At 68.3% G+C, this 26,331-nt stretch carries 22 protein-coding genes and 1 pseudogene; 10 read left to right on the forward strand and 13 right to left on the reverse strand.

All coding sequences use genetic code 11. The features are described 5' to 3' along the window. Window positions 1–15: 15 nt before the first annotated feature. Genes rfbA through rfbB form a run of 3 tightly spaced genes read right to left on the reverse strand, consistent with a single transcriptional unit; the run spans window position 16 to window position 2,871 of the window. Window positions 16–903, reverse strand: coding sequence for a glucose-1-phosphate thymidylyltransferase RfbA (gene rfbA, locus JWP60_RS18890; protein ID WP_299794848.1), 888 nt, complete (start codon window positions 901–903; stop codon window positions 16–18). Continuing rightward, on the reverse strand, window positions 900–1,805 hold the full coding sequence (gene rfbD, locus JWP60_RS18895; RefSeq protein WP_299794850.1) for a dTDP-4-dehydrorhamnose reductase: 906 nt from the start codon (window positions 1,803–1,805) through the stop codon (window positions 900–902). The genes rfbA and rfbD overlap by 4 nt, the downstream gene beginning before the upstream one ends. 1 nt (window position 1,806) lies before the next feature. After that, the gene (rfbB, locus tag JWP60_RS18900; protein WP_299794852.1) at window positions 1,807–2,871 is read right to left on the reverse strand and encodes a dTDP-glucose 4,6-dehydratase; all 1,065 of its coding nucleotides are present in this window, start codon (window positions 2,869–2,871) and stop codon (window positions 1,807–1,809) included. 133 nt (window positions 2,872–3,004) lie between these two features. Here rfbB and JWP60_RS18905 point away from each other — a divergent pair, with 133 nt between their 5' ends. From JWP60_RS18905 to JWP60_RS18915, 3 genes are all read left to right on the forward strand, one after another. Continuing rightward, window positions 3,005–3,778 (forward strand): hypothetical protein, encoded by a 774-nt coding sequence (locus JWP60_RS18905; RefSeq protein ID WP_299794854.1) that lies wholly within the window; start codon window positions 3,005–3,007, stop codon window positions 3,776–3,778. A 59-nt stretch (window positions 3,779–3,837) separates the two neighbouring features. Then, entirely contained in the window at window positions 3,838–4,299 is a 462-nt protein-coding gene (locus JWP60_RS18910; protein WP_299794856.1) for a hemerythrin domain-containing protein, read from the forward strand. Window positions 4,300–4,378: 79 nt separating this feature from the next. Continuing rightward, the gene (locus JWP60_RS18915) at window positions 4,379–4,633 is read left to right on the forward strand and encodes an acyl-CoA-binding protein (protein ID WP_299794858.1); all 255 of its coding nucleotides are present in this window, start codon (window positions 4,379–4,381) and stop codon (window positions 4,631–4,633) included. A 161-nt stretch (window positions 4,634–4,794) separates the two neighbouring features. On the opposite strand, the pseudogene JWP60_RS18920 reads toward JWP60_RS18915, so the two are convergent. The 3 genes and pseudogenes from JWP60_RS18920 to JWP60_RS18930 all read right to left on the reverse strand — a co-directional run. Further along, window positions 4,795–5,064 (reverse strand): annotated as a pseudogene (locus tag JWP60_RS18920) (polyhydroxyalkanoic acid system family protein); the annotation flags it as partial. Further along, complete coding sequence (locus tag JWP60_RS18925) at window positions 5,057–6,133, reverse strand: aminopeptidase (RefSeq protein WP_299794911.1); 1,077 nt, start codon at window positions 6,131–6,133, stop codon at window positions 5,057–5,059. The gene JWP60_RS18925 and the pseudogene JWP60_RS18920, both read right to left, overlap by 8 nt. 17 nt (window positions 6,134–6,150) lie before the next feature. Next, the gene (locus JWP60_RS18930; RefSeq protein ID WP_299794860.1) at window positions 6,151–8,214 is read right to left on the reverse strand and encodes a molybdopterin oxidoreductase family protein; all 2,064 of its coding nucleotides are present in this window, start codon (window positions 8,212–8,214) and stop codon (window positions 6,151–6,153) included. Between the two features lie 137 nt (window positions 8,215–8,351). On the opposite strand from JWP60_RS18930, the gene JWP60_RS18935 reads away from it, so the two are divergent. After that, window positions 8,352–9,482: an ABC transporter substrate-binding protein gene (locus JWP60_RS18935; RefSeq protein WP_299794861.1), complete on the forward strand. Its 1,131-nt coding sequence runs from the start codon at window positions 8,352–8,354 to the stop codon at window positions 9,480–9,482. Between the two features lie 6 nt (window positions 9,483–9,488). On the opposite strand, the gene argE is transcribed toward JWP60_RS18935, so the two are convergent. Then, on the reverse strand, window positions 9,489–10,655 hold the full coding sequence (argE, locus tag JWP60_RS18940) for an acetylornithine deacetylase (protein ID WP_299794864.1): 1,167 nt from the start codon (window positions 10,653–10,655) through the stop codon (window positions 9,489–9,491). Between the two features lie 84 nt (window positions 10,656–10,739). On the opposite strand from argE, the gene JWP60_RS18945 reads away from it, so the two are divergent. Beyond that, on the forward strand, window positions 10,740–11,936 hold the full coding sequence (locus JWP60_RS18945; RefSeq protein WP_299794866.1) for a M20 aminoacylase family protein: 1,197 nt from the start codon (window positions 10,740–10,742) through the stop codon (window positions 11,934–11,936). Further along, entirely contained in the window at window positions 11,933–13,030 is a 1,098-nt protein-coding gene (locus JWP60_RS18950) for a M14 family metallopeptidase (RefSeq protein ID WP_299794868.1), read from the forward strand. The genes JWP60_RS18945 and JWP60_RS18950 overlap by 4 nt, the downstream gene beginning before the upstream one ends. Window positions 13,031–13,127: 97 nt before the next feature. Here JWP60_RS18950 and JWP60_RS18955 read toward each other — a convergent pair whose 3' ends face one another. From JWP60_RS18955 to JWP60_RS18965, 3 genes are read right to left on the reverse strand one after another with little or no spacing between them, the layout of a single operon-like run. Next, window positions 13,128–13,901 carry a type III pantothenate kinase gene (locus JWP60_RS18955; RefSeq protein WP_299794870.1) on the reverse strand — a complete coding sequence of 258 codons (774 nt, stop codon included), beginning with the start codon at window positions 13,899–13,901 and terminating at the stop codon, window positions 13,128–13,130. A 12-nt stretch (window positions 13,902–13,913) separates the two neighbouring features. Next, window positions 13,914–14,846: a hypothetical protein gene (locus JWP60_RS18960; RefSeq protein ID WP_299794872.1), complete on the reverse strand. Its 933-nt coding sequence runs from the start codon at window positions 14,844–14,846 to the stop codon at window positions 13,914–13,916. 44 nt (window positions 14,847–14,890) lie between these two features. Next, window positions 14,891–15,559 carry a LuxR family transcriptional regulator gene (locus JWP60_RS18965; RefSeq protein WP_299794874.1) on the reverse strand — a complete coding sequence of 223 codons (669 nt, stop codon included), beginning with the start codon at window positions 15,557–15,559 and terminating at the stop codon, window positions 14,891–14,893. A 57-nt stretch (window positions 15,560–15,616) separates the two neighbouring features. Here JWP60_RS18965 and JWP60_RS18970 point away from each other — a divergent pair, with 57 nt between their 5' ends. Together JWP60_RS18970 and JWP60_RS18975 are read left to right on the forward strand one after the other, a co-directional pair. After that, the gene (locus JWP60_RS18970) at window positions 15,617–16,945 is read left to right on the forward strand and encodes a HAMP domain-containing sensor histidine kinase (RefSeq protein WP_299794876.1); all 1,329 of its coding nucleotides are present in this window, start codon (window positions 15,617–15,619) and stop codon (window positions 16,943–16,945) included. A 15-nt stretch (window positions 16,946–16,960) separates the two neighbouring features. Further along, on the forward strand, window positions 16,961–17,935 hold the full coding sequence (locus JWP60_RS18975) for a response regulator (protein ID WP_299794878.1): 975 nt from the start codon (window positions 16,961–16,963) through the stop codon (window positions 17,933–17,935). A 166-nt stretch (window positions 17,936–18,101) separates the two neighbouring features. Here the strand turns inward: JWP60_RS18975 and cqsA are convergent, their stop codons facing one another. The 3 genes from cqsA to JWP60_RS18990 all read right to left on the reverse strand — a co-directional run bounded on the left by cqsA (window position 18,102) and on the right by JWP60_RS18990 (window position 23,420). Further along, on the reverse strand, window positions 18,102–19,355 hold the full coding sequence (cqsA, locus tag JWP60_RS18980) for an alpha-hydroxyketone-type quorum-sensing autoinducer synthase (RefSeq protein WP_299794880.1): 1,254 nt from the start codon (window positions 19,353–19,355) through the stop codon (window positions 18,102–18,104). A 130-nt stretch (window positions 19,356–19,485) separates the two neighbouring features. Next, window positions 19,486–22,281: a preprotein translocase subunit SecA gene (gene secA / locus JWP60_RS18985; RefSeq protein WP_299794882.1), complete on the reverse strand. Its 2,796-nt coding sequence runs from the start codon at window positions 22,279–22,281 to the stop codon at window positions 19,486–19,488. Between the two features lie 182 nt (window positions 22,282–22,463). Beyond that, entirely contained in the window at window positions 22,464–23,420 is a 957-nt protein-coding gene (locus tag JWP60_RS18990) for a M23 family metallopeptidase (RefSeq protein ID WP_299794884.1), read from the reverse strand. 27 nt (window positions 23,421–23,447) lie between these two features. On the opposite strand from JWP60_RS18990, the gene JWP60_RS18995 reads away from it, so the two are divergent. Both JWP60_RS18995 and JWP60_RS19000 read left to right on the forward strand, forming a co-directional pair. Further along, window positions 23,448–23,756: a DciA family protein gene (locus JWP60_RS18995; RefSeq protein ID WP_299794913.1), complete on the forward strand. Its 309-nt coding sequence runs from the start codon at window positions 23,448–23,450 to the stop codon at window positions 23,754–23,756. 326 nt (window positions 23,757–24,082) lie between these two features. Further along, window positions 24,083–26,329 carry a hypothetical protein gene (locus JWP60_RS19000; RefSeq protein WP_299794886.1) on the forward strand — a complete coding sequence of 749 codons (2,247 nt, stop codon included), beginning with the start codon at window positions 24,083–24,085 and terminating at the stop codon, window positions 26,327–26,329. The last annotated feature ends 2 nt before the right edge of the window (window positions 26,330–26,331 follow it).

Genomic DNA, 26,331 nt, shown 5'->3' on the forward strand with positions numbered 1-26,331 from the left:
GCAGAGCCGCGCCCTTCAGAGGGGCTGCTTCTCCCCGAGCAGGCGCAGCATGTACTGGCCGTAGCCATTCTTCGCCAGGGGCTGGGCGAGACGCTCGAACTGCTCATCGTTGATAAAGCCGTTGCGCCACGCGATCTCCTCGGGGCAGGCGATCTTCAGGCCCTGCCGCCTCTCGAGCGTCGCGATGAACTGGCCGGCTTCGAGCATGCTCTCGTGCGTGCCGGTGTCCAGCCACGCATACCCTCGTTTCAGGACCTGCACGTCGAGCTCGCGATGCGCGAGATAGACCTGGTTGACGCTGGTGATCTCCAGCTCGCCGCGCGCACTGGGCTTCACGGCCTTGGCGATCTCCACCACCTGCGAGTCGTAGAAGTAGAGGCCGGTCACGGCGTAGTTGCTCCTGGGCTCGGCGGGCTTCTCCTCGATGCTGCTGGCCTTGCCGCCGCGTTCGAAGGCGACCACGCCGTAGCGCTCGGGATCCTGCACGTGATAGGCGAACACCGTAGCCCCGCGCTGCTGGCCATCGGCCTGTTGCAGCATCGGCTGGAAGTCGTGGCCGTAGAAGATGTTGTCGCCCAGCACCAGGGCGCTCGGATTGCCGGCGATGAACTGCTCGCCGATCAGGAAGGCCTGCGCCAGCCCGTCGGGCGAGGGCTGCACCGCGTACTGCAGGTTCAGGCCCCACTGCGAGCCGTCGCCCAGCAGTTGCTCGAAGCGCGGCGTGTCCTGCGGCGTGCTGATCACCAGGATGTCCTGGATGCCGCCGAGCATCAGCGTGCTGAGCGGGTAGTACACCATCGGCTTGTCGTAAACCGGCAGCAACTGCTTGCTCACCGCGAGAGTGGCCGGATGCAGCCGCGTGCCGGAGCCTCCGGCGAGGATGATGCCTTTGCGACGGGTCATGAACTTCTGTTGAGGCTTTGTTGCAGCATTCGTGCCACGCCCTGCTGCCAGGGCGGCATGCGGAGACCGAGGGCCTCGGCGAGACGGGTCGTGTCCAGCCGCGAATTATGGGGTCGCCGCGCGGCCGTCGGAAACGCCGAGGATGGCACGGCCAGCACCTGTTCAGCACCGGCTTGCAGTATTTCGCCCATCTGGTGTGCCTGCCCCACAACAAACCGGGCGTAGCCGTGCCAGCTGGTTTCGCCAGCGGCCGCGGCGTGGTAGATGCCGGCCTTGGCGGGATCGCGCTGCAGCGCGCGCAGCGCGTGGGCGGTGATGTCGGCCAGCAGGTCGGCCCCCGTCGGGGCGCCGACCTGGTCGTCGATGACCGTCAGGCTGTCCCGCTCGCGTGCAAGGCGCAACATGGTCTTGGCAAAGTTGCCGCCACGCACGCCATACACCCAGCTGGTGCGCAGGATCAGGTGACGCGGCAGCGACGCGGCAATGCGCCGCTCGCCTTCGAGCTTGCTGCGGCCGTAGGCATTCAGGGGGCCGGTGGCATCGTCCTCGCGCCAGGGCCGCGTGCCGCTGCCGTCGAAGACGTAGTCCGTGGAGTAATGGACCATGCATGCCCCGACATCTGCGGCGGCGGCGGCGATGGCGCCGGGGGCGATCGCGTTGACCTGCAGCGCGAGATCGGGCTCGCTTTCGGCGCGGTCCACTGCCGTGTACGCGGCGGCATTCACGATGGCATCGGGCCGCAGCGCACGCACCGTCGCCACCACGCCGGCGGTGTCGGTGAAATTGCCGCGGAAACGCTCGTTGCCGGCCGAGCCGAGCGCGGTCAGCTCGCCCAGCGGCGCCAGACTGCGCTGCAGTTCCCAGCCGACCTGGCCCTCGCACCCGAACAGCAGGACGCGCACGTCACGCCGCCTGCGCGTATTGCGTGGTGATCCACTCGCGGTAGGCGCCGCTCTGGACGCGTTGCACCCAGTCGCCGTGCGCCAGGTACCACTGCACGGTCTTGCGGATGCCGCTGGCGAAGGTCTCGGCCGGCTTCCATCCCAGCTCGCGCTCGATCTTGCGGGCATCGATCGCGTAGCGGCGGTCGTGGCCGGGACGGTCCTTCACGTACGTGATCAAGGTCTCGTAGCGGCTGCCGTCGCCGCGCGGGCGCAATTCGTCGAGCAGCCGGCACACGGTGTGCACGATGTCGATGTTGGGCTGCTCGTTCCAGCCGCCCACGTTGTAGGTCTCGCCCAGGCGGCCGGCCGCGAGCACGCGCCGAATCGCGCTGCAGTGGTCGCCCACGTACAGCCAGTCGCGGATCTGCTGGCCGTCGCCGTACACGGGCAAGGGCTTGCCGGCGAGCGCGTTGACGATGATCAGCGGGATGAGCTTCTCGGGGAAGTGATACGGCCCGTAATTGTTGGAGCAATTGGTCGTCACGACCGGCAGGCCGTAGGTGTGGTGGTACGCCCGCACCAGGTGATCGCTGGCCGCCTTGCTGGCGGAATAGGGGCTGTTCGGCTCGTACCGGTGCTGCTCGCTGAAGGCCGGATCCTGCGGCGCGAGCGATCCATAGACCTCGTCGGTGGAGACGTGCAGGAAGCGGAACTGCTCGCGTGCCGGGCCGGCCAGCGCCGCCCAATAGCCGCGCACGGCCTCGAGCAGGCGAAACGTGCCGAGCACGTTGGTCTCGATGAAGGTGCCGGGCGCGTGGATGGAACGGTCGACGTGCGACTCGGCCGCGAAGTTCAGCACCGCCCGCGGCTGGTAGCGGGCCAGCAGGCTCTCGACCAGGGGCTGGTCGCCGATGTCGCCCTGCACGAACACGTGGCGCGCGTCGTCGTCGAGCGAACGCAGGTTTTCCAGGTTGCCCGCGTACGTGAGCTTGTCCAGGTTCACCACCGGCTCGCCACCCGCGGCCAGCCAGTCCAGGACGAAGTTGGAGCCGATGAATCCGGCCCCGCCCGTGACGACGATCATTGATCCCACTCCCTTGTGCCCCGCACTGCGGGCAGGCCCGAATTATGTCATCCGCTTGGGCGTGGCCCGCGGCCACGCACCGCGCCCATCTGCTGGTACCCTCGCTGAACTCCATCCGCGGAGAACAGGCACGATGGTCCAGTGGACGGCTTTCCCGCACGCGGGAACCTACCAGCACGACGCCGAGGGCATCCGGCGCGCCTGGACCCGTTTGCATGCTGGCGACGCGGAACCCCTGCCCGTCGACCCCGAGGTGCTGCGCGCCTGGGTGCTCTTCCACAACGGCGAATTCCAGCAGGCCCACGAAGTGGGGCTGCGCGCCGGCGGCGCCGGCATCACGGTGGCGAACAAGGCCGCGTGCATCTACGCCAACTACCTGGAGAAAAGGGAAAAGGCCCGCTTCGAGCTGCTGCTGCAGGCGGCCGAGCGCGCCGAGGTGCAGGCGCGCAAGGAGCCGGCCAATCCCAACGCGTGGTACTGGCAGGCCTATGCGCTCGGCCGCTACAGCCAGCGCATCAGCGTGGCCAAGGCGCTGGCGCAGGGCCTGGGCGGCAAGGTGAAAGAGGCGCTGGAACGCGCCATCGCCCTGCAGCCGCGCCACGCCGACGCGCACGTGGCGCTGGGGGCCTTCCACTCCGAGGTGATCGACAAGGTGGGATCGCTGATCGGCAACATGACCTATGGCGCGAAGAAGGACACCGGCCTGCGGATGTTCGAGGTGGCGCTGCAGATCCACCCGCAGTCGCCGATCGCGCTGATCGAATACGCCAACGGCCTGGTCATGCTGGAAGGCGAGAAGAAGCTGCGCGAGGCGGCGCGGCTCTATGCACAGGCGGCCGCGCTGCAGCCGGCAGACGCGATGGAGCGCCTCGACGTCGAGCTGGCCCGTACGGAGCTGGCTGCCTGACGGGCGCATGCGCCGGCAGACTACAGGGTGCGGCTCAGCCGGACCGCAGAATGCCGGGCATGGATCAACCGATGAACATCTTCCAGGCGCTCCTGGTGAGCCACCGCACGCAGCGCGAGCTGTCGGCGCGCCTGCTCGAAGCCAAGCCCGCTACCGATGAGTGCCAGCGCGTCTTCGAGGAACTGAAGGCCGAACTCGCGGCGCACGAGACGGCGGAGGAGCGCTGCTTCTACGTGCCGCTGATGCAGCACGACGAGGCGATGGACCTGTCGCGCCACGGCATCGCCGAACATCACGAGATGGACGAGATGGTGGAACACTTGGAAGAGGTCGACCCGCATGCGGCCGAGTGGCAGGAGTGCTGCCGCAAGCTGTGCGCCAAGATCGAGCACCACCTGACCGAGGAGGAGCAGAAGTTCTTCCCGCAGGCCGGCGAGGTGCTGACGGAGGAACAGAAGCTGTCGCTGGCCAGGGACTACGAGGCGGAATTCACGACCTTGCGAATCAAGCAGGAGGCTTGAAGCCGGATTCGCTGCGGACTGCCCTTCGGAGCTTGCCGCCGCAGAAACTAAGATCACCGGCTTCACAACAGGAGCCCCCATGGCCGATCTCAACGCGGACTTCGAAGCCGCTGTCGCTGATTCCAAGAAACTTTCCGAGCGTCCCGACAACACCACGCTGCTGAAGATCTACGGTCTCTACAAACAGGCCACGGTCGGCGACGTCACCGAGAAGAAGCCCGGCTTCGGCGACATGATCGGCCGCGCGAAATGGGACGCGTGGAACGGCTGCAAGGGCACGGAAAGCGACGAGGCCAAGCGCCAGTACGTCGCGCTGATCCAGTCCCTCGGCTGAAAAGGCAAGCTCAGTCGGCCTTGCCCCGCCGCGGGCAGCTTGGCCGGCGTCCGCCCGGGCTCGGCGTGCGGCCTGCCGTGCCGGGCCGCGTGCTTTGCCTCGTGCCGCGCGAGGCCCTGCTCGAAAGCCTGCAGCGGATCGCCGCTGGCCAGCAGCTGGTCGAGGTTCTTCACGATCTCGCCCTCGATGCGATGCCGGAACACGCCCAGCAACAGGCCCAGGCGCGTGACCAGCTCGAAGCGCGCCTCGTTCACCCGCAACTCGCCGCTGGCTCCCGCGCGCCGGAAGCGCACCACGTCCCCGGTCTCGCCCTGCACGTAGTTGCATTCCATCTGCAGCTTCTTCTGCGCCACTTCGACCCAGCGCAAGGCCAGCCGGCGCGCCTGCGCGAGTCCCATTGCATGCTCGCGCACGATGCGAATATCAGCCACCGGCTGCCTCCTTCAGTTGTCGGTGTCGTTCTTCCTTGGGCAGCTCCGCGAGCTTCTTCACCGCGGCGTAGAAGCGCGGGAAGTCATCGCCCTGCGCGTGAAACAGCGCTTCGAAGCCCGGCACGAGTTCGTCGTACGCCGCCTGCGCGCCGAAGAAGGCGTTGTTCGCCTCCCGCACCCAGCGGTCGTAGCCCCGCCAGACCGCCGGTTCACCGCCGGCCTTCGCCTTCATCTGCGCGTACTCGGTGCGGAACTCCTCCATCACCTTGCGCTTGCCCTCTTCCTTGGCCTGCGGCGTCATGCCAGGGGTGTCGTACAGCGCCTGCAGCCGCTCCCGCGTGACGCGCGACAGCTCGCGGAACAGGCGCCGGCGCTCGTCGTAGGCGGCGTACTCCTGGCGTGCGGCCTCGCCGGCCTGCGTCTGCAGCCAGCGCGTGCCGCCCAGGCGTTCCACCGCGGTGGCGAAGGACTCGTTGAACGTGGTGTCGTCCTTGGCATAGACCACCTGGTGGCCCAGCTCGTGGAAGATCAGCCGCGCGAGCTCGCCTTCCGGATAGCCGAGAAAGGTGTTGAGCAGCGGATCGCCGCCCGCCCAGTTCATGTAGCCCAGCGTGGAATACGCCGTGACCGGATAGACGCTGACCTCGTAGCCTTGCTGCGCGAGCTGGTCGCCCTCGGCGCGGGCCTTCGCTTCGCTGTAGTAGCCGCGGTAGCCCACGCAACCGGTCACCGGGAAGCACCAGGTCTTGAGCTCCAGCGAATAGGCCGGCGCGGCGGTCACGTTGTAGATCGCCGCGCTGCGATGCAGGTCGGCATAGCGCCGGTAGCTCGGGTTGTCGGGCAGGTGCAGCTCGCGCACCGCGTAATCGCGGATGCGTTGCGACAGCACGAGCCGCTGGCGCAGCCGGTCGGAGATCTGCGGCTCCTGCAGCAGGTCGCGCACCGGGCGCGCGGCCTGCATGATGCTCAGGTGCCCCTCGACCGACTGCCAGTAATAGCCCAGGTTCGCACATCCCGAGAGGCACAGCGTCGCCGCCCATGCCGCCCCTGCCACTGCCGCCGCACCCATGAACAGGACCTTCTTTCTCACGCGGGACGGACTTCGACCAGGCAGTCGTAGAACACGGGCGCGCGGCCCAGGTCCGTCAGTTTCTGGCTGGTGAGTTCGTTGACGTTGGTGCCGGCGATCCCCAGCTTGCGCCACCAGATCCCCAGCCCGTTGACCACTCCCGGGCGGGCGCGCGGCGAGATGCTTGCCTTGCACACGTACTCGCCCCGGTCGTTGAAGACGCGCACCACCTGTGCGTCCCGGATGCCGCGCGCCGCGGCATCGTCGGCATGCAGCTCCAGCACCGGCTCCCCCTCGATGTCGCGCAGGCTCTGCACATTCACGAAGGTGGAATTGAGGAAGTTGCGCGCCGGTGGCGAGATCATCGCCAGCGGATAGCGCGCCGAACTGCCGGCCACCTCGTGATTGGGCACGTGATCGGGCAGGCCATCGAGCCCCTGGCGCGCCAGCCGCTCGCTGAAGAATTCGCAGCGTCCCGACGGCGTGGGAAAGCCGCCGGCCGCGAACGGCGCGTCCGGCAGCGCGAGGCTGGCGAAGCCCTGTTGCAGCAGCAGCTCGAAATCGACGCGATCGCCGAAGGCGAGGCGGCACAGGCTCTCGTCGCTCTCGGCAAAGCAGGGATCGGTGAAACCCATGCGCGCCGCCAGGGCGCGGAACACGTCGGTGTTGCTGCGGGCCTGTCCCACCGGCGCGATCGCCGGCCGGTTCAACAGCACGTCGGTGTGGCCATAGGACGGGTGGATGTCCCAGTGTTCCAGCTGCGTGGTGGCCGGCAGCAGGTAGTCCGCATAGTCCGCGGAGTCGGTGCGGAACTGCTCGATCACCACCGTGAACAGGTCCTCCCGCGCAAAGCCGCGCACCACCTTGCCCGACTCCGGCGCCACGGCCACCGGATTGCTGTTGTAGACAAGCACGGCCTCGATGGCCGGCCCGAACGCGGGCGACGCGGGGCGCAGCAGGTCATCGCCGATGGTCACCATGTTGATGGTGCGCGGCCGCTGGCCCGCCAGCAGGTCGGGCCGCTGCAGCGCGGCCCGGTCGGCCGGATAGAAGCCGCTGCTGGAAAGCAGCACGCCGCCGGCGCGATGCCGCCACGCCCCGGTCAGCGCCGGCAGGCTGGCCACGGCACGGGTCGCATTGCCACCGCCGCGCACGCGCTGCATGCCGTAATTCAGGCGAATGGCCGCCGGTCTGGTCGTGCCGTAGGCGCGCGCGAGCTCGCGGATCTGCTGCGCCGGAATGCCGCAGACCGCCGCCGCGCGCTCGGGCGTCCAGCGCAGCGCGCGCTCGCGCAGGCCCTCCCAGCCCACCGTGTGCTGCGCGATGTAGTCGTGATCCAGCCAGTCGTGCGCGATCAGTTCGTGCATCAGCGCAAGCGCCAGGGCGGCATCGGTGCCGGGCAGCAGTTGCACGTGGTCGTGGCACTTCTCCGCGGTCTCGCTGCGGCGCGGATCGATGCACACCAGCCGCGCGCCATTGCGCTTGGCTTCCTGCGCAATGCGCCAGAAGTGCAGGTTGCTGGTGATCGAGTTGCTGCCCCAGATGATGATCAGCTTGGCCTCGGCGAAGAACTCCACCTTCATGCCGACCTTGCCGCCGAGCGTCTGCACGAGACCTTCGCCGCCCGCCGACGAACAGATGGTGCGATCGAGCAGCGAGGCGCCGAGGCGGTGGAAGAAGCGCCCCGCCATGCTCTCGCCCTGCACCAGGCCCATGGTGCCGCAGTAGCTGTAGGGAAGGATCGCCTGCGGGGCGCGCGCGGCGATGGCGCCCAGGCGGGCGGCGATGGCGTCCAGCGCTTCGTCCCAGGAGACGGGCGTGAATTGGCCCGAGCCCTTGGGTCCCACGCGGCGCATCGGCTGCAGCAGCCGCTCGGGATGGTAGGTGCGCTCCGCGTAGTGCGCGACCTTGTTGCACAGCACGCCTGCCGTGGGCCCATGCGCCGGATTGCCCTGGACGCGCAGGGCAACGCCGTCCTGCACGGTGGTCAGCAGCGCGCACGTGTCGGGGCAGTCGTGCGGGCAGGCGCCGCGCACCTGCCGGACAGGCGCGGAAGAGCCGGAAACGGGGGGAGACGCCATGCGTTGATTGTCGTGCAGCCGGGGAGGACCCGCCTTCCGGATGGTATTCAGACCCGCGTGGGCTTAGGAAAATGACCGCAAGCCCGCTGGCCTCCCGGACAGCGAAACGACAGCCCGGACACGACAATTCCAACATCATGCTCAACCGCCGTACTTTCACCCGTGCCGCCGGGGCCGCCGTCGCCCTGCTGGGCGCTCCCGCCCTGCGTGCGCAAACCGAGCGCATCCTCTTTGCGCAGTCCGCGCCGTTCACCGGCCCAGCCGCCCAGCTGGGAATTCAGTTCCACCAGGGCGCCCGGCTGTACTTCGAGCAGGTCAACGCCCAGGGCGGCGTCCATCGCCGCCCGATCGAGCTGGCCAAGCTCGACGACGGCTACGAGCCCGATCGTTGCGCCGACAACACCCGCAAGCTGATCGCCGAGGATCCGCTTGCGCTGTTCGGCTATATCGGCACGCCGACGAGCCTCGTCGCGCTGCCGCTGGCCACCGCCGCGAAAGTGCCGTTCTGCGCGCCCTTCAGCGGCGCGATGGCGCTGCGCCAGCCCTTCAACCGCTATGCCTTCCACATCCGTGCCTCGTACAACGACGAGACCGAGGTGATCGTCAAGCAGCTCACCTCGCTGGGGCTGCAGAAGATCGCGGTCTTCTACCAGAACGATGCCTACGGCAAGGCCGGGCTCGACGGCGTGCTGCTGGCGCTGAAGACGCGCAACATGACGCCGGTTGCCACCGCGACGGTGGAGCGCAACTCGGTGAACGTGGCCCAGGCCGTGAAGACGCTGGTGGCGGCGCAGCCCGATGCGGTGGTGCAGGTGAGCGCGTACAAGTCGTGTGCCGCCTTCATCCGCGCGGCGCGGGCAGCGGGTTTCGGCGGCACCTTCTTCAACGTGTCCTTCGTCGGCACGCAGGCGCTGGCCGACGAACTGGGCAAGGATGCCGCTGGCGTGGTGGTCTCGCAGGTCGTGCCCTCCCCCTACAGCACGGCCCGGCCGATCGCCCGCGAATTCATCGACGCGGTGAAGAAGGGCGGCGCGGACTACCAGGCCAACTACTCCAGCATGGAGGGCTACCTGGCGGCCAGGGCGATGGTCGAGGGCCTCAAGCGCGGGTCGCCCAAGCCCACCCGCGACGGCCTGATCGCCGGCCTGGAGAGCCTGGGCAACGCATCCTTCGGCGGCTTCAACGTCTCGTTCTCGCCGACCGACCACGTCGCGTCGAAGTTCGTGGAGTTGTCGATGTTGACGGCCGACGGCCGCGTGCGCACCTGAGGGCGGTCACAAACCCCGCACTTCGGCCAAGCCCTCCATGAACGCCTGGCAGCGCAGCAACTGCTCCAGGCTCACGTATTCATCGGGCTGGTGCGCCTGCCGGATGCTGCCCGGCCCGCACACCACCGTGCGGATGCCGGCGCCCTTGAAGATCCCCGCTTCGGTGCCGAAGGCCACCTGCGTGGTGCGCGGCTCGCCGGCCAGGCGCATGGCCAGCCGCGTCACCGCGTCGTCGGCCGAGCCGAGGAAGCTCGGGATCTCGCAGATCGTCTCGAAGCGAATGCCGGTGTCCGGCGCCACCTTCTGCATGGCCGGCTCGAGCGAGCGCGCATAGGCCACCACCTGCTCCTGCATCGCGCGTGCATCCGCGGTGGGCAGGTCGCGGAATTCGTAGCGGAACTCGGCGTCGCGCGGCACCACGTTGTCTGCGATGCCGCCATGGAACTGGCCGACGCTCGCGGTCGAAAAGGGCACGTCGAAGCCGTCGTAGCGCGGCTCCTCGCGCTCGAAGCCCTCGGCCAGGTCGCGCACGCGGCCGACCACGCGCGCCGCCATCTCGATGGCGTTGACGGACTGCGGCGTGAGCGACGAGTGCGCCTCCTTGCCGCGGACGCAGCAGCGGTAGCGGTACACGCCCTTGTGCGCAATGGCGGGCACCATGCTGGTGGGCTCGCCGACGATGCACGCCAGCGGTGCGATCCCCGCCTCGCGCAGGTCGGCGATCAGTTCCTTGACCCCGAAGCAGCCGATCTCTTCCTCGTAGCTGAAGGCGAAGTGAAGCGCGAACGGCGCATCGCTCTCGAGGAACAACTGCGCGTGCGCCACCGCGGTCGCGATGAAGCCCTTCATGTCGGCCGACCCGCGGCCGTAGAGGCGGCCGTCGCGCACCACGCCGCCCAGGGGATCGACCGACCAGTCCTGCCCGTCCCAGGGCACGGTGTCGGTGTGGCCGGACAGCACGATGCCGGCCGGCTTGCCCTCGCCCAGCGTGGCGAACAGGTTGGCCTTGGTGCGCTCCGCGTTGTAGCTGAGGCGGCACTTCACGCCCAGGGGCGCGAGCACGTCGCGGATGCAGTGAATCAGGTCGAGGTTGGAATTGGCGCTGACCGTGTTGAAGCCGACCAGCGTGCGCGCGAGTTCGAGGGCCCGCGGTGCCCTGGGGGAAACTGCCATGCGCCATTGTCCCGGAAAGTCCTGATAGGCACGCGACTTGCAGCTCGGTAGACTGCAAGCCTCCCTCCGCAGTCTCCCCACCCCATGAAGCTCCTGGACTCCATCGTCACCGAAGCCGCGTCCATGGCCGCCGTGCGACGCGACATTCACGCCCATCCCGAACTGTGCTTCGAGGAGGTGCGCACGGCCGACCTCGTCGCCGCCAAGCTCACCGAATGGGGCATTCCCGTGCACCGCGGACTCGGTGGCACGGGCGTGGTCGGCATCGTGAAAAACGGAAGCTCGAAGCGCGCGGTCGGCCTGCGCGCCGACATGGACGCCCTGCCGATGCAGGAGTTCAACACCTTCGCGCACGCCAGCCAGCACGCCGGCAAGATGCATGCGTGCGGTCACGACGGCCACGTCGCGATGCTGCTGGCCGCGGCGCGGCATTTCGCCAAGAACCGCCACTTCGACGGCACCGTCTACCTGATCTTCCAGCCGGCGGAAGAAGGCGGCGGCGGCGCCCGCGAGATGATCAAGGACGGCCTGTTCGAGAAGTTTCCGATGGACGCCGTCTTCGGCATGCACAACTGGCCGGGCGGACAGGTCGGCCGCTTCGCGGTCAGCGGCGGGCCGGTGATGGCGTCGACCGCCGAATTCAAGGTGACCATCCGCGGCAAGGGCGCGCACGGCGCCATGCCCCACCTGGGCATCGACCCGGTGCCCGTTGCCTGCCAGATGGTGCAGGCCTTCCAGACCATCGTCAGCCGCAACCTCAAGCCGATCGATGCCGGCGTGGTGTCGGTCACCATGATCCATGCCGGCGCGGCCACCAACGTGATCCCCGACTCGTGCGAGCTGCAGGGCACGGTGCGCGCCTTCCGCGAAGAGGTGCAGGACCTGATCGCGCAGCGGATGCAGCAGATCGCGGAGCACATGTGCGCGGCGCACGACGCGGTCTGCGAGTTCGCGTTCAAGCGCAACTACCCGGCCACGGTCAATTCGCAGGCCGAGGCGGAATTCGCGCGCAAGGTGATGACCGGCATCGTCGGCGCCGACAACGTGCTGACGCAGGAGCCCACGATGGGCGCCGAGGACTTTGCCTTCATGCTGCAGGCCAGGCCCGGCGCCTATTGCTTCATCGCCAACGGCGACGGCTCGCACCGCGAGTTCGGCCACGGTGCCGGTCCCTGCACGCTGCACAACCCGAGCTACGATTTCAACGACGACCTGATTCCGCTGGGCGCCACCTACTGGGTGCGGCTGGCCGAGGAGTGGCTGGCGAAAGAGCGCGCATGAGCGGGGTCGACTCCCCCTTTGCCCGCTCGTACGCCGAGGCACGCGAGAAATTCCTGCAGGCGGCCGGGGAGGCCGGCCTGCTGGTCGAAGCGAAGCCGCATCCGCTGACCGGATTGCAAGGCGAGCCGCTGGCCATGGACGTCGCCCGCCACGGGCACCCGAGTGCCGGCAAGCTGCTGGTGGTCAGCAGCGGCTGCCACGGGGTCGAGGGCTACTGCGGCAGCGGCGTGCAGGTGGCGGCGCTGCGCGATGCGCAGTTTCGCGCGCGCGCTGGCGAGGCCGGCGTCGCCGTGCTGTACATCCACGCGCTCAATCCCTACGGCTTCTCGTTCATGCGGCGCACGACGCACGAGAACGTCGACCTCAATCGCAACTTCCACGACTTTTCGCGGCCGCTACCGGAGAACCCCGCGTACGCCGAACTGCATTCGCTGCTGGTTCCCGAGCAGTGGCCGCCCGCCGAGGACAACATGCGCACCATAGGCCGCTACGTCGCCGAAAAGGGCGAGAAGGCCTACCAGGCGGCGATCTCGGGCGGCCAGTACGAGTTTGCCGACGGCCTCTTCTACGGCGGTCGGGCACCGACCTGGAGCAACCTGGCACTGCGCGAGGTGCTGCGCACCCATGGGCGGCGCGCGGCACGCATTGCATGGATCGACTTGCACACCGGCCTGGGCCCGAACGGCGTGGGCGAGCGCATCTACGCGGGCCGCGACGACCCCGCGGCCACTGCGCGCGCCAGCGCCTGGTGGGGCGGCGAGGGCCGCACCCCCGTTACCTCGATCTACGACGGCTCGTCGACGTCGGCCTTCCTCACCGGGCTGATGTTCACGTCGGTCTACGACGAGTGCCCGCAGGCGGAGTACACCGGCATGGCCCTGGAATACGGCACCGTGCCGGTCATGGAAACCTTCCAGGCGCTGCGCGGCGAGCAGTGGTTGAACCGCCATCCGGAGGCGCCGCCGGAAGTGGCGCAACCCATCCGCGCGCAGATGCTGGCGGCCTTTTATACCGACACCGATGGGTGGCGCGAGCAGATCGTGGCGCAGGGGCGGGAGGCCTTGCTGCAGGCGGTGGAAGGCCTGGCTGGCTAGGGTAGGGCGCGCTGCATCGTAGGCTGGGCTGCCGCAGGCACCCCAGCGATCCGCGCGCAAGCGCTGGGGTGCCTGTGGCAGCCCAGCCTACGAAACTCTACAAAGCCACCGCCCGCGAACTCGCGATCACCAGCAGCCCGTCGAAGATCAGGCTCTCCAGCAACTCGAAGGCCACCGACATGTGCGGGGCCATCTTCCAGCCCGCGCCTCCGGTCATGTAGCAGGCCGGCTCCGCGCCGCAGCGATGCCGCACGTGCTGCACCATGCGCTCGATGGCCCCGGCGATCGCGAAGGTGCCGCCGCTGGTGAGCGCGTCGCTGGTGTTGGTGGGAAAGACCCGCACCTCGCCCGTCGGGACGTGCAGGCCCGCCGTGCCGCTTTCCAGCGCGCGCAGCATGATGCCGTGGCCCGGCAGGATGAAGCCGCCCAGGAACCGGCCCTCGCTGTCGACCGCTTCCACCGTGACCGCCGTGCCCACCATCACCACCACCATCGGCCGCTCGGGCCCGCAGGCCAGCATGCGCTGGCGCGCGCCTATCATCCCGACCCAGCGGTCGGCGCCCAGGCGCGTGGGATGGTCGTAGCCATTGACGATGCCGGCCTCGGCCGCGCTGGCCACCACCCAGTGGGCGGGGACGATCCACTGCTCCTCCATCTGCTCCTCGACGCGCCGCTTGATCGCGTCACCTGCGACGCAGCAACCCAGCATGCGGTCCGGCGGCGGCAGCTGCGACCACTCGCCGTCAGCCAGCTTGTCGATGTTTTCGAGGAACTCCGCGCCCGTGGCCATCGGCTCGGCGCCGACCGCGGCATCGGGATACATGGCCCACTTCAGGCGCGTGTTGCCGATGTCCACTGCGAGGAAGGGCATCCGCGTGCTTTCTCAGGCCGCCGCCTGCAGCGGCGCTTGCAGGCCAGCGACCTCGTCGGCCAATGCGCGGTCCTGCACCTGCACGGCACGCGCTTGCGCGCCTGCGGCCTGCAAGGCGGTGCGCAGGGCGGCCAGCGCGGCGCGCGCGGCTTCCACGCCCTCGCCGGTACAGCCCCGCGCCGCGGCCTCGTCGGCCAGGCTGGCCGCCTGCCGGCGCCAGGCCGGCCACTCTTCATCCAGCGAATGACGACAGCGCGCCGCCAGCGCCGTGCGCGCGCTGCAGGCCGCACGGCCATGCTGCAGCAGCTGCTGCGCCGCGGTGGCCGCAGTGCGCAACAACTGCAGGCGTGTCACCAGCAAATCGCAGCGCGCCGTGTCATCGCGCAACTGCCGCTGCGCGGCCTCGTCGGCCTCGGGCGGCCGCGCCTCGAGCTGGCTGCGCATGTCCTGCAGCCAGCGCGTACCCTGCTCCAGGATCTTCTCCATCGCGCGCAGTTCGACCTCGCAATCGAGCAAGGTGCGTTCGACCGCGGTGCGTTGCACCTCCTGCTCCTTCTGCAGCGTGCGCACTTCGCCGACCAGCGCGTCGCCGGCCTGCACGACCCGCGCCTGCTGCGCCGCGAAGCGGGCCGTCGCCTCCTTGCCGCCGCCGGCCAGCCGCGCGATCCAGCCGCGCGGCTGCACCAGCGAGAAATCGACCTCGTCCAGCGCCTCGTGCAGCGCCTGGCAGGCGCCGGCGATGGTGTGCACCTCGCCGGCGTGCAGCAGCGCGGAGAGCTGATGCCGCAGGTCCAGCAGGCGGCGGACGTGACCGGCGCCGGCCCCCGTGGCCAACTGGTCGAGCCAGGCGGCGGGCGATGGCGCCGGCCTGGGCCGCGCCTTCATCTGCGCCAGCCTGGCGGGCGTCATCAGGGATGCCGTCCGGTCATGGGAGTCGTCGAACATGGCGCAATGGTAATCCCGGAGGATGAGCTGGGTCCGGGAAGACCCTAGATCGCACCCAGCCAGCAGGCGCGCTGGATGGCCGCCATCTTGTTGTCCACCCGCAGCTTGCTCATCGCATTGGCCAGGTGATAGTTGATCGTGCGCTCACTGCAATGCAGCTGCTGAGCGCTCTCGCGGGCGGTCTTGCCCTCGAAGGCAAGCTCCAGGCATTCGCGCTCGCGCGGGCTGAGCGTGGAGCGCGCCGCGACGATCGAGCGCCGCACCAGCGGCCAGATATTCAGGGCCGACCACGCCAGCAGCGCGGCCTCGGTGCGACCGGTGAGCTCGCGCGGGCTGAACATGAAACACTCGAAGGCGCGGCCGGCCGGCAGCGGAAACTCCACCCGCACGACCGTCTGGTAGCCATGCGCGAGCCACAGCATGCGCCAGCGGCTGGTGCGCTGCGGATCGGACTTGGCGATGGTCTGCCAGGCCACCAGCGGTGCATCCGAGTCGCGCCAGCGCGCCCCGAAGTCGCGGCTTTCGGCCAACGCCGATGCGGCCTCGGTCACCAGGGGCGGATGCACGGCGACCACCTGGCGGTCGTCGCTGCCCCCGAAGGGGTCGGGCCCGAGCACGGCGACCGCCTCGACGGAGAACTCGCGCAGGGCAGCCACCCAGTCGCTGAGGATGCCGTCGAGGCTGACACTGTCAAAGTTAACAGGGATCCCCATTGCGTTTCTTCGGAACTACCGCTGGGCTGTGACAATATCACCTTCGGACCACCGCCCATGAATGAGGATCTGCACCGGCCACCCTACTCCATGCCGCCGCGCGCGATATTCGAATCGCTGAACCACCGCTTGCGCCTCTGGGCATCGAGCGAACTGCTGCGGCCGCTGATGGAGCCCGTGCTCCATCCCTCGCAATGGCGCATCCGCGCCCTCGGCGTCTCGACGATGGTCGGCCATCCGCTGTTCTGGATCGCGTGGGGCGACTGGCTGCCGCAACCCTACGAGAGCCTCATGCTGCGCCTGGTGATGGCGCTGGCCGGCCTGAGCCTGCTGGTGATCCCCGGCGTCACGGCCTCGCCGCCCAGCCGCAGCGCCGCCGTGACCTTCAGCGTCCTCTTCTGGTTGACGCTGCCCTGGTTCTTCTCGTGGATGTACTTCTGCAACAGCGGCAACCCGGTCTGGCTGGCCAGCCTGGGCGCGATGTTCCTGATCTACTACCACCTCACCGACTGGCGCATTGCCACGCCCGGCGCCGCCAGTGGGCTGGTGATCGCCTGGCTGATGTTCGAGGCCTTCGGGCCGCCCACGCCCGCGATCGGCCTCGAGCATGCGCTGACCAACACGGTGGTGCTGGCCTTCTGCTGGTTCATGGCGCTCACGCTGGGCATCTCCTCCTCCAACCTGCGGCGCGAGCAGCTCAATTCGACGCTCGGCACCATGGGCATCATGGCCCACGAACTGCGCACGCCGCTGGCCACGATGCAGCTGATTGGCGAGGCGCTGCGCAACGAGGCGCCGCAGCACACCGGCGAAAGCGGCGAACGCCTGCAGCTGCTGGCGGAACGCCTCAACAGCCTGGTGCGCAACATGAACCACCAGATCGACATGCAGATCACCAACGCGCGCCTGATGCGGCTGGCCGGCAACGCCGAACGCATCGCCGCCGGCGAACTGGTGCGCTCGGCCGTCGCCGACTACCCGTACCGCAGCACGCGCGAGCGGCAGTCGGTGGTGGTGCAGGTGCACGACGACTTCCACTTCCTCGGCTCCCGCCAGCTGTTCTCGCAGGTGGTCGACAACCTCACCAAGAACGCGCTGCGCTCGCTGGCGGCCGCGTCCTCGGCCAGCCAGCCGGGCGACCTGCTGATCCAGGTCGGCAACAACGGCAATCGCGGCCGCATCGTCTTTACCGACAACGGCGTGGGCATGGACCCCGACCTGCGCAAGCGGATCTTCCAGCCCTTCTTCTCGACGGACCGTGGTACCGGTCATGGCCTGGGCCTGGCCTTCTGCCAGCGCGTCGTGCAGGGCGCGCAAGGGGCCATTCGCGTCAAGTCCGCACCGCACCGTGGAGCGGTGTTCACGATCGAGTTGCCCATCGCATAGGACAATGCACCTCGCATGACGTTTCCCCTGTTCCATCGCCCGGGTACCGTGGTCTTCCTCGACGACGACCCCGACTACCTGGAGATGCTCGCCCTGGTGCTGCCGCGGCATTGGTACCTGAAGCTGTTCGTGCGGCCCACGGAGGCCATTGCGCACCTGCTGCAGGAGCCGCCCTTCTGGGAGGCGGACGCCTGGAACCAGCAGCAGCTGATCGGCCTGTGGCGCGAAGGCAAGCCCCTGATCCCGCAGGTGCTGGCCTACTGGTCACGGTATACCGAACGGTATGCGCTGTCGCGCGTGTGCGTGGTGGATTTTTCGATGCCGGGCATGGACGGACTGCAGGTGCTGGCCGAACTCGGCGACTGGCCGGGCGCGCGCGTGCTGCTGACCGGCCAGGCCGACGAGCAGGTGGCGGTGCGCGCGTTCAACCGCGGGCTGATCGACCAGTTCATTCCCAAGCAGACGCAGGACATCTCGCGCCGCCTGATCGAAGCGGTGGAGCAGCTGCTGTTCACGTCGCATGCGCGGCATGCGCAGATCTGGCGCTCGACGCTCAATCCCGAGCAGAGCACGCTGCTGCGCGCACCGGGCGTCGACGCGTGGCTCACGAATTTCTGCGCGAAGAACTGGGTGGAGCACGTGGTGATCGGCGCTCCCTTCGGCGTGCTGGGCATGGACGCACAGGGCCGCATCGGCTGGCTGCAGCTCGAGACGCGCCAGGGCCTGCATGCACTGGCGGAACTGGCGGAGGTCGCAAACGTGGGGTCGGCCGGCGTCGAGGAGATCCGCAGCGGCGCCAAGCTGGCCGACATCGAACTGCGCCAGGCGCTGTCGTCGACGCAGCCGATTGCCTTGGTCAATGCCTTCCCGGTGGGCGAGGGCACGCTGCTGGGCGCGCTCTTCCCGGTCGAAACCCCCAGCGGCCCGGACCCGGACAACAGCTACGGCAAGTGGCTGGCCAGGCAGCCGAAACGGCACGTGCAGGATTGACATCGCTGGTGCGGAAAGGTCTTCTCTGAACGCAGAAGACGCGGAAGTTGCGCAGAAGTCGCAGAAAAGCCCAAGGATCCCTTGATGGTTTTTCTGTCTTTTTCTGCGTCTTCTGCGTCACTTCTGCGCTTTCTGCGTTCAAAGACGGTCTGTACCGCCTCCAGCCTCACTCAGCCCCCTTCGCCCGCTGACGCTTCGCGATCGGCCATTCCCACGGCTTCACCAGCGGCGCAACTTCCTGCGCCACCGCTTCGACGTGGCTCATTTCGGCGTCGGTCAACGAGGCATTGAGCGTCAGGCGCACCATCGAGCGGTTGCGGCTGGTGGCCGGGGCGCAGAAGACCGCCCCGAACAAGCCGCGGGCCTCGATCGCATCGCGCAACGCCAGCGTATCCACTTCCGGCCCCGCCTCCAGCGAGATGATCTGCTCGCTGCCGTGATGGATCGGATAGCCCAGGTCGCTCAGGGACTGCCGCATGCGCTGCGTGTGGCGGCGCAGGGAAACACGCGCCGCATCGCTTTCGCGCACCGCCTCCAGCGTGGCCGCCAGGCCCGCGATCTCGTGCGGCAGCAGGCAGGAGCTGAAGATGCTCGGATAGCTGTGGCACATCAGGTAAGGCCGCAGTTCGTCGGGCATGGTGAAGAAGCCTGCCCGCCCGGCAAAGGCCTTCGCCAGGCTCGCCGTGATGAAGTGCACCCGATGCGTGAGCCCGAGTTCGGCACACAAGCCCCGTCCCTGCGGCCCGTGCGTGCCCAGCGAGTGCGACTCGTCCACCAGGATCATGCAGCCCTGCGCCTCGGCCACTTCCACGATCTGCTCCAGCGGACACAGCGCACCGGTCGTGCTGTAGACCGAGTCGACGATCACCAGCCCGGGGCCGTGGCGACTGGCCATCTTGGCCAGGTGGTCGGGGTCGTTGTGGCGGAACGCATGCGCCGGCGCACCGGCGGCCCGCACGCCTTCCCACAGCGACATGTGCGCCAGGCTATCGAGGTACACCGGCGTCTGCGCATCGGCGATCACCTGGATCAGCCCGAGGTTCGCGGTGTAGCCGGACTGGCACAGCAGCGCGCCCTGCTTGCCCACGTACTCGGCCAGCGCCGCCTCGAAACGAGACGTGGGACTGCCATCGAGCTGGAACACGCCGGACTGCACGATGAACTCGCGGTTGTGGCGCAGCGCATCGAGCTGCGCCTGCAGGATCTCGGGGCGGCCGGTGACCGAGAGGTAATCGTTGCCGTCCAGGCGCACGGCATCGGTCCCCGGTGCGCGTCCGTGCGTGACGAACTTGCGGCCCCACTCGTTTTCCCAGCGCTCGCGGAATTGCGTTTCGATGCGCTTGCGCAGGTGGGAGGACAGGCCCGGTTCCGCGGCAGGGATGGGGGGCGAATTGGTGAATTTATTGGCAACGACGCCCATGGAGAACTCCCTGTTGTTTTCAGAAGTCTTCCATTGGAGGCAAAGACGCCCGCTTGAGCGCCAGCACCCCTGTCAACAATGACAGGGTGCTTACAGAACGTTACTCCAGCGGCTTAGCCGCGCCTGCTGCTCAGGTCAATTGCCCGTGGCATTGCTTGTATTTCTTGCCGCTGCCGCAGGGGCAGGGATCGTTGCGGCCCACGCGGGGCATGCCGCCGGCCGCGGCTGCGAAGCCCGCGGCGGTGGCTGCACCCTGCGGGCGCTGCGCCACGGCCGTGGCTTCATCGAGCACGCTCTGCACTTCGCCGCTGTCCGTCGGCGCGGTGTAGGTGACGTTGGCGATGCGCTCGGCGCGCTGCTCGAGGTCGTCGGCGGCCTGTTCGATCTGGTCGCTGGACTGCACCTTCACGGTCATCAGCACGCGCGTCACTTCGTTCTTGACGGCATCGAGCATCTGCCCGAACAGCTCGAAGGCCTCGCGCTTGTATTCCTGCTTCGGCTGCTTCTGCGCGTAGCCGCGCAGGTGGATGCCCTGGCGCAGGTAGTCGAGCGCGGCCAGGTGCTCGCGCCAGTGCGAGTCGATGGTCTGCAGCAGCACCATGCGCTCGAAGTGCGTGAAGTTGGCTTCGCCGATCATCTCCACCTTCGCGTCGAAGGCTTCGTTGGCGGCCGCGACCACCTTCTCGACGATGTCCTCGTCGGTGATGGCCGCCGACGATTCGACGATCTGCGTGAGCGGCAGGGCGATGCCCCAGTCCTCGGCCAGCGTCTTCTCCAGACCGGGCAGGTCCCATTGCTCTTCCACCGACTCCGGCGGCACGTACTGGTGCACCAGGTCCTCGAAGCAGCCTTCGCGCAGCGCCTGGATCTGGGCGCCCAGCGCCTGCGCGTCGAGGATGTCGTTGCGCTGCTGGTAGATCACCCTGCGCTGGTCGTTGGAGACGTCGTCGTACTCCAGCAACTGCTTGCGCACGTCGAAGTTGCGGCCTTCCACCTTGCGCTGCGCGCTCTCGATGGAGCGCGTGACGATGCCCGCTTCGATGGCCTCGCCATCGGGCATCTTCAGGCGCTCCATGATGGAACGCACGCGGTCGCCCGCGAAGATGCGCATCAGCGGATCGTCCAGCGACAGGTAGAAGCGCGAAGAGCCCGGGTCGCCTTGCCGGCCCGAGCGGCCGCGCAGCTGGTTGTCGATCCGGCGGCTTTCGTGCCGCTCCGTGGCGATGATGCGCAGGCCGCCGAGCGTCACCACCTGCTGGTGATCCTGCTCCCATTGCTTGCGCAGTTCGGCGATGCGGATCTGCTTGGCGGCCGGATCGATGGTCTCATCGAGCTCGATGGCCTCCACGGCTTTCTCGACGTTGCCGCCCAGCACGATGTCGGTGCCGCGGCCTGCCATGTTGGTGGCGATGGTCACCATCTTCGGCCGGCCGGCCTGCGCCACGATGTCCGCCTCGCGCGCGTGCTGCTTGGCATTGAGCACCTGGTGCGGCAGGGCCGCCTTCTCCAGCAGCTGCGCGATGATTTCCGAGTTCTCGATCGAGGTGGTGCCCACCAGCACCGGCTGGCCACGGTCGTAGCATTCGCGGATGTCGTGGATCGCCGCCTCGTACTTCTCGCGCGAGGTCTTGTAGACGCGATCGAGCTGGTCGTCGCGCTTGCTCGGGCGGTTGGGCGGGATCACCACGGTCTCGAGGCCGTAGATCTCCTGGAATTCGTACGCTTCCGTGTCGGCCGTGCCGGTCATGCCGGAGAGCTTGCCGTACAGGCGGAAGTAGTTCTGGAAGGTGATCGAGGCCAGCGTCTGGTTTTCCGGCTGGATCTGCACGCCTTCCTTGGCTTCCACGGCCTGGTGCAGGCCCTCGCTCCAGCGGCGGCCCTGCATCAGGCGGCCGGTGAATTCGTCGACGATGACGATCTCGTTGTCCTGCACCACGTAGTGCTGGTCGCGGTGGTACAGGTGGTTGGCCCGCAGCGCCGCGTTCAGGTGGTGCATCAGCTGGATGTTGGCCGGGTCGTACAGCGTCGCGCCTTCGGGGATCAGCCCCAGGTTGGCGAGGATGCGCTCGGCGTTCTCGTGGCCACCCTCGGTGAGGAAGACCTGGCGCGTCTTCTCGTCCACCGTGAAGTCGCCCGGCTTGGTGACGCCCTCGCCGGTGCGCGGATCGGCCTCGCCTTCCTGCTTGGTGAGCAGGGGCACGACCTTGTTGATCTGCAGGTACAGGTCGGTGTGGTCTTCCGCCTGGCCGCTGATGATCAGCGGCGTGCGCGCCTCGTCGATCAGGATCGAGTCGACCTCGTCGACGATGGCGTAGTTCAGGCTGCGCTGCACGCGGTCGCCGGTCTCGTACACCATGTTGTCGCGCAGGTAGTCGAAGCCGTATTCGTTGTTGGTGCCGTACGTGATGTCGGAACCGTAGGCCTGCTGCTTCTGCTCGCGCGGCATCTGCGGCAGGTTCACGCCCACCGACAGCCCCAGGAAGTTGTACAGCCTGGCCATCCACATCGCGTCGCGATTGGCCAGGTAGTCGTTGACCGTGACCACGTGCACGCCCTTGCCCGAGAGCGAATTCAGGTACACCGGCAGCGTCGCCGTCAGGGTCTTGCCCTCGCCCGTGCCCATCTCGGCGATCTTGCCCTGGTGCAGCGCGATGCCGCCCATCATCTGCACGTCGAAGTGGCGCATCTTCATGACGCGCTTGGAGCCCTCGCGCACGACGGCAAACGCTTCGGGCAGCAGGTCGTCCAGCGTCTCGCCCTTGGCCAGGCGCTCGCGGAACTCCTCGGTCTTGGCGCGCAGCTGTTCGTCGGAGAGCGGTTCCAGCTTCGGCTCGAAAGCGTTGATCTGCTCCACGGTCCGCCGGTACTGCTTGAGCAGCCGGTCGTTGCGGGAGCCGAAGATTTTGGTCAGGAAGTTGTTGGCCATGGGCGCGGGTGTCTTCGCGGCCGGCCCGAAGGCAAACCGGACAGCGCAGTCCTTTTGTTGTTCAGCAGGATCAGGTGGAGCCGCCAGGCGCCTTCCGCAAGGCCCGACCCACGACGGCCAAAACCTGCGATTTTAACTGTGCAGCCGCCGGCGGTGACAGCCCCCATCCGGAGGCCCGACCCTCAGTGCGGGCGGGCGGCTGCCGGCGCGGCCTGCGCCACCACGGGCGCGCTGCCCTGCGCCGCCTCCAGGAACCGGCGCGGATCCTGCTGCACGCCCTGCACCAGCACCTCGAAATGCAGGTGCGGGCCGGTGGAGCGGCCGGTGGTGCCGACCAGCGCCAGGGCCTGGCCGCGCCTGACCAGGTCGCCCTGCTTCACCAGCAGGCGCGAGGCATGGGCGTAGCGGGTGACCAGGTTGTTGCCATGATCGACTTCGACCATGTTGCCGTAGTCGGGATGGCTCTGCGCGGTGACCACCACGCCCCCGGCAGCCGCCTGGATGGTCGTGCCGACCTGCGCCTGGAAGTCCAGGCCGGTGTGCAGGGCCTGGCGGCCGGTGAAGGGATCGATGCGCCAGCCGAACGGCGAGCCGATGTGCGCGGAGGGAATCGGCGCTTGGGTCGGGATCATCATCTTCTTCAGGCGCGCGTCGATCAGGCGGGACTCCATCAGCGTGAGCAGGTCGGTGCGCTCGCCGGTGATCTGGTCGAGATCGCTGACCGTCGCCTGCAATTCCTGCAGCGACAGCGGCCGCGCCTGTACCAGGACGCCGCCGCGGCCGTCGCCGGTCTTCAGGTCATTGGTGTTGACGCCGGCCAGGCCGCCCACCCGCTCGCCCAGCGCATCGAGCTGCAGCATGCGGGCCTGCATGGCGCCCAGCTTGCGGGCCATGGCGTCGATGTTCTCGCGCATGAAGCGATCGCGCTGCTCGAATTCGTCGTGCACCACCAGGCGCACCAGGCTGCCGATCACCGGCCAGCCCTCGCGCGCGCCCTTGAGGAACACCCAGTGATAGAGGCCCGCGGCCATCGCCATCAGCAGCAGCGACAGGGTCATCATGGCCAGCAGCATGCGGGTGCCACTGAGATGAATCGCGCGGGTCCTGGCCAGCCCGGCATCCGTGATAATGAATTGCATCGTTCTCCCCTCGTCCTTCTTTTGTCCCTGACCCGTCGCCACCACGCGGTGCCCCTGCACCAAGCCGCGGAGGAATCGCCGACGCTGGCCCGGCTGACTCAGCTGGCCCGCGAATCCGGCGAACGCCTGAAGGCGATCGAGTCGTCCATCCCCCTGGCGCTGCGTTCGTCCATCCGCCCGGGTCCCATCGAGGGGACCTCCTGGTGCCTGTTGGTAAACAGCAGCGCCGCGGCCGCAAAGCTCAGGCAGCTGTTGCCGGTGCTGCTCCAGAAGCTCAACAGTCGCGGTTATGAGGTTACCGCGATCCGCTTGAAGCTTGGAAGCCTCCAGAAGTAAGCGCAGCGGCCGCTGATCCCGCTGCGGGCGCCGGTTGTCCTGATAGCGCCCGGCAAGCGCCGCAATGCACGGTCCGCCCCCGGGGCAATCCCCCCGAAGCCGGGGAATACGGCCCGTTTCCCCCGCTTCATCCCCCGAACGTCCGTCCGCCGTCTCGACCTTCGTTCCCTCTGGGGCGGCACCTTCGTTCGCCGTCTGTCCAGCAATTGTTAGCAGGTGGCACACGACGTGCAACTTAGGTGTGCGTTTGTTTTTTTCTGGAGGGGACCATGCGCTACGTGGGTGTTTCTTCGAAGTGGCTTTCCACAGGGCGATGGGCCGTCGCCGTGTCGCTGACAGCGACGCTCTGGATCGGGGCGGCGCAGCACGCTCGCGCGCAGGCCGATCCGTTCATCGCTCCGGCGATTCCTGCGGTGCCGCTCGTGCCCGCGCAGTTCGACATCACCGGTTTCATCCAGGAGGCCACGCTCGACACCGGCGGCGCGATCTGCAAGGCGACGGATCCGCGGCTGGCCGGTGGCACGGTCACCGTCAACAGCCACCGGATCGTCATTCCCTGCAACACGATCCTGCAGATGCCGGCCTTCACGCTGACCTGGGCGGACCTGTTCCGCACGGCCGGCAACCCGCTGGTGCCCACCGACATCGTGCCGCCCGGGCAGACCGGCCTGGCCCTGAACGACCGCATCGGCGCGGTCCCCGGTGCCACGGTGCCGGCGACGCAGCCAGGCCTGCTGACGGCGCCCACGCCCGGCACCCCGTACAGCGGCTCGCTGCCCTCGTACGAAATCCACGTGGTGGGCAACGTGGTGAACCAGCAATACATCGCCGGCCTGGTCTTCATCTCGCAGCATGCGCTCAATGCCGGCCAGGGCAGGATCAGCTGCATCGATTATTCGACCGGTGAAATGCAGGTGGGCGGCATGCCGGTGGATCCGACGGTCGCGCCCTTCGGCTGCCCGAGCCCGACGCCCGCGGGCGTCACGCGCGTGCGCATCAACGACACCCTCGGGCGCTACGGCCTGGCGCACGCCGGACCGGGCGGCTGCAGCGGCCGCACCAACTGCGTCGAGGAGGTGGGCTTCGATCCGCGCTTCACGCCGGACACCGACAACCCGACGATCCACGCCGCCACCGGCTACCCGATGTGCGTTCCCCGGGTGAACCCCTTCAGCGCCGGGGCGGTGGATCCGGAATGTCCGCAATCGAACCGGCCCCTGGCGCACAACTGCCGGGACTTCTCGGAGTTCGGTTATGGCCCCTTTGCGAATCCGGCCGTGGGTTACTGCACCAGCTACCTCATGGATCCGCCTGACGCAACCGCGCCCGCCGGCGTCACCTGCCCCGGTCCGGACCCGACCTGCCCGAGGGACCCGATGAAGCAGGTGCCCCTGGAGATCGGCGACAACATCATCTTCAACGGCACGCTCAAGAGCGACGCCAACGGGGTCTACCTGTCGGCGCACACGATCGCGGCGAATGTCGGGATCTATACCTACCCCACCACCTGGCCCTCGTACACCTTCGTCGAGGAGGTGCTCGCCGGCACCGACGCGCGTCCGGTCGCCGGCGTATCGCAGGAGGCTACCGGCCGCGTCAAGTTCGTCGGCTTCGCGACCGACGCTTTCAGCTACGTGGACCTGTTCGCGCTGGACCAGGATCCCGTGACCGGCGCGGTGACCGAGCGTCTGCTCGGCACCCAGAGCCCGATCGCGACGCCGCTGATCGGACGCTTCCGGACCCCCGCCAACAACAACGGCGCCTTCCTGCCGCCCACGCGCAACTACCGCGCCGTGAGCCGCTCGATGTGCAACTTGACCTCCGGTGGCGGCTCACCCTGCACGCCGGAAAACCGAACCACCGTGCGGGCGGGCAACGGCCTGCAGGCCGGCCAGTACCTGTTGCCGAACTTCCAGTTCATCTTCGCGGAGAACCTGCAGCTGGGCGAGGCGCTGGTATCCAACAACCTGCAGGACTTGCCCTTCCTGTTCTGCGGCTCCGGCCCGGTGGATGGCCCGGGCACCGGCTCGCCCGTCGCCGGCCAGCTCGATCCCACCCCCTGGGCGCCGCCGATGGACGACCCGATCTTCCGCAGCTCGCTGTGCCCCACGGCGCGCGCGGTGAGCACCCGCGTGTTCCCGCCCGTGGTCGGCACGCCCGACGTGCTGACGGTCACCACCTCCACCTGGGACAACCGCCAGAACAAGGGCAAGATCAACCTGATCGTGACTTCTTCGGCCGACCCGGCGCCCGCCGGCATGTTCGTGCAGGCGACGCTGGTCAACACCAACCTGTCTCCTGGCGTGCCGGGCAGCACCAGCAATCCCATCGTCGCGAGCATGGTGCTCGGCGGGGCCACGCCGATCGCACCGGCCGTGTGTCCCACGTCGTCGCCGTGCTGGCAACTGCTCGCGCCCGGGTTCATCGTCGATCCGACGGGCAATGGCAGCGGCCAACCCAGCCTGGTTCCGCCCAACGAGATCTTCATCCGATCGAGCCTGGGTGGCACGACTTCGACCGCCGCCATCCTGGCGCTGCCTTGCGCGCCGACCAAGCGTGTCACCTGCCAGTAAGA

Source organism: Ramlibacter sp. (assembly GCF_028291745.1).
GTDB lineage: Bacteria > Pseudomonadota > Gammaproteobacteria > Burkholderiales > Burkholderiaceae_C > Ramlibacter.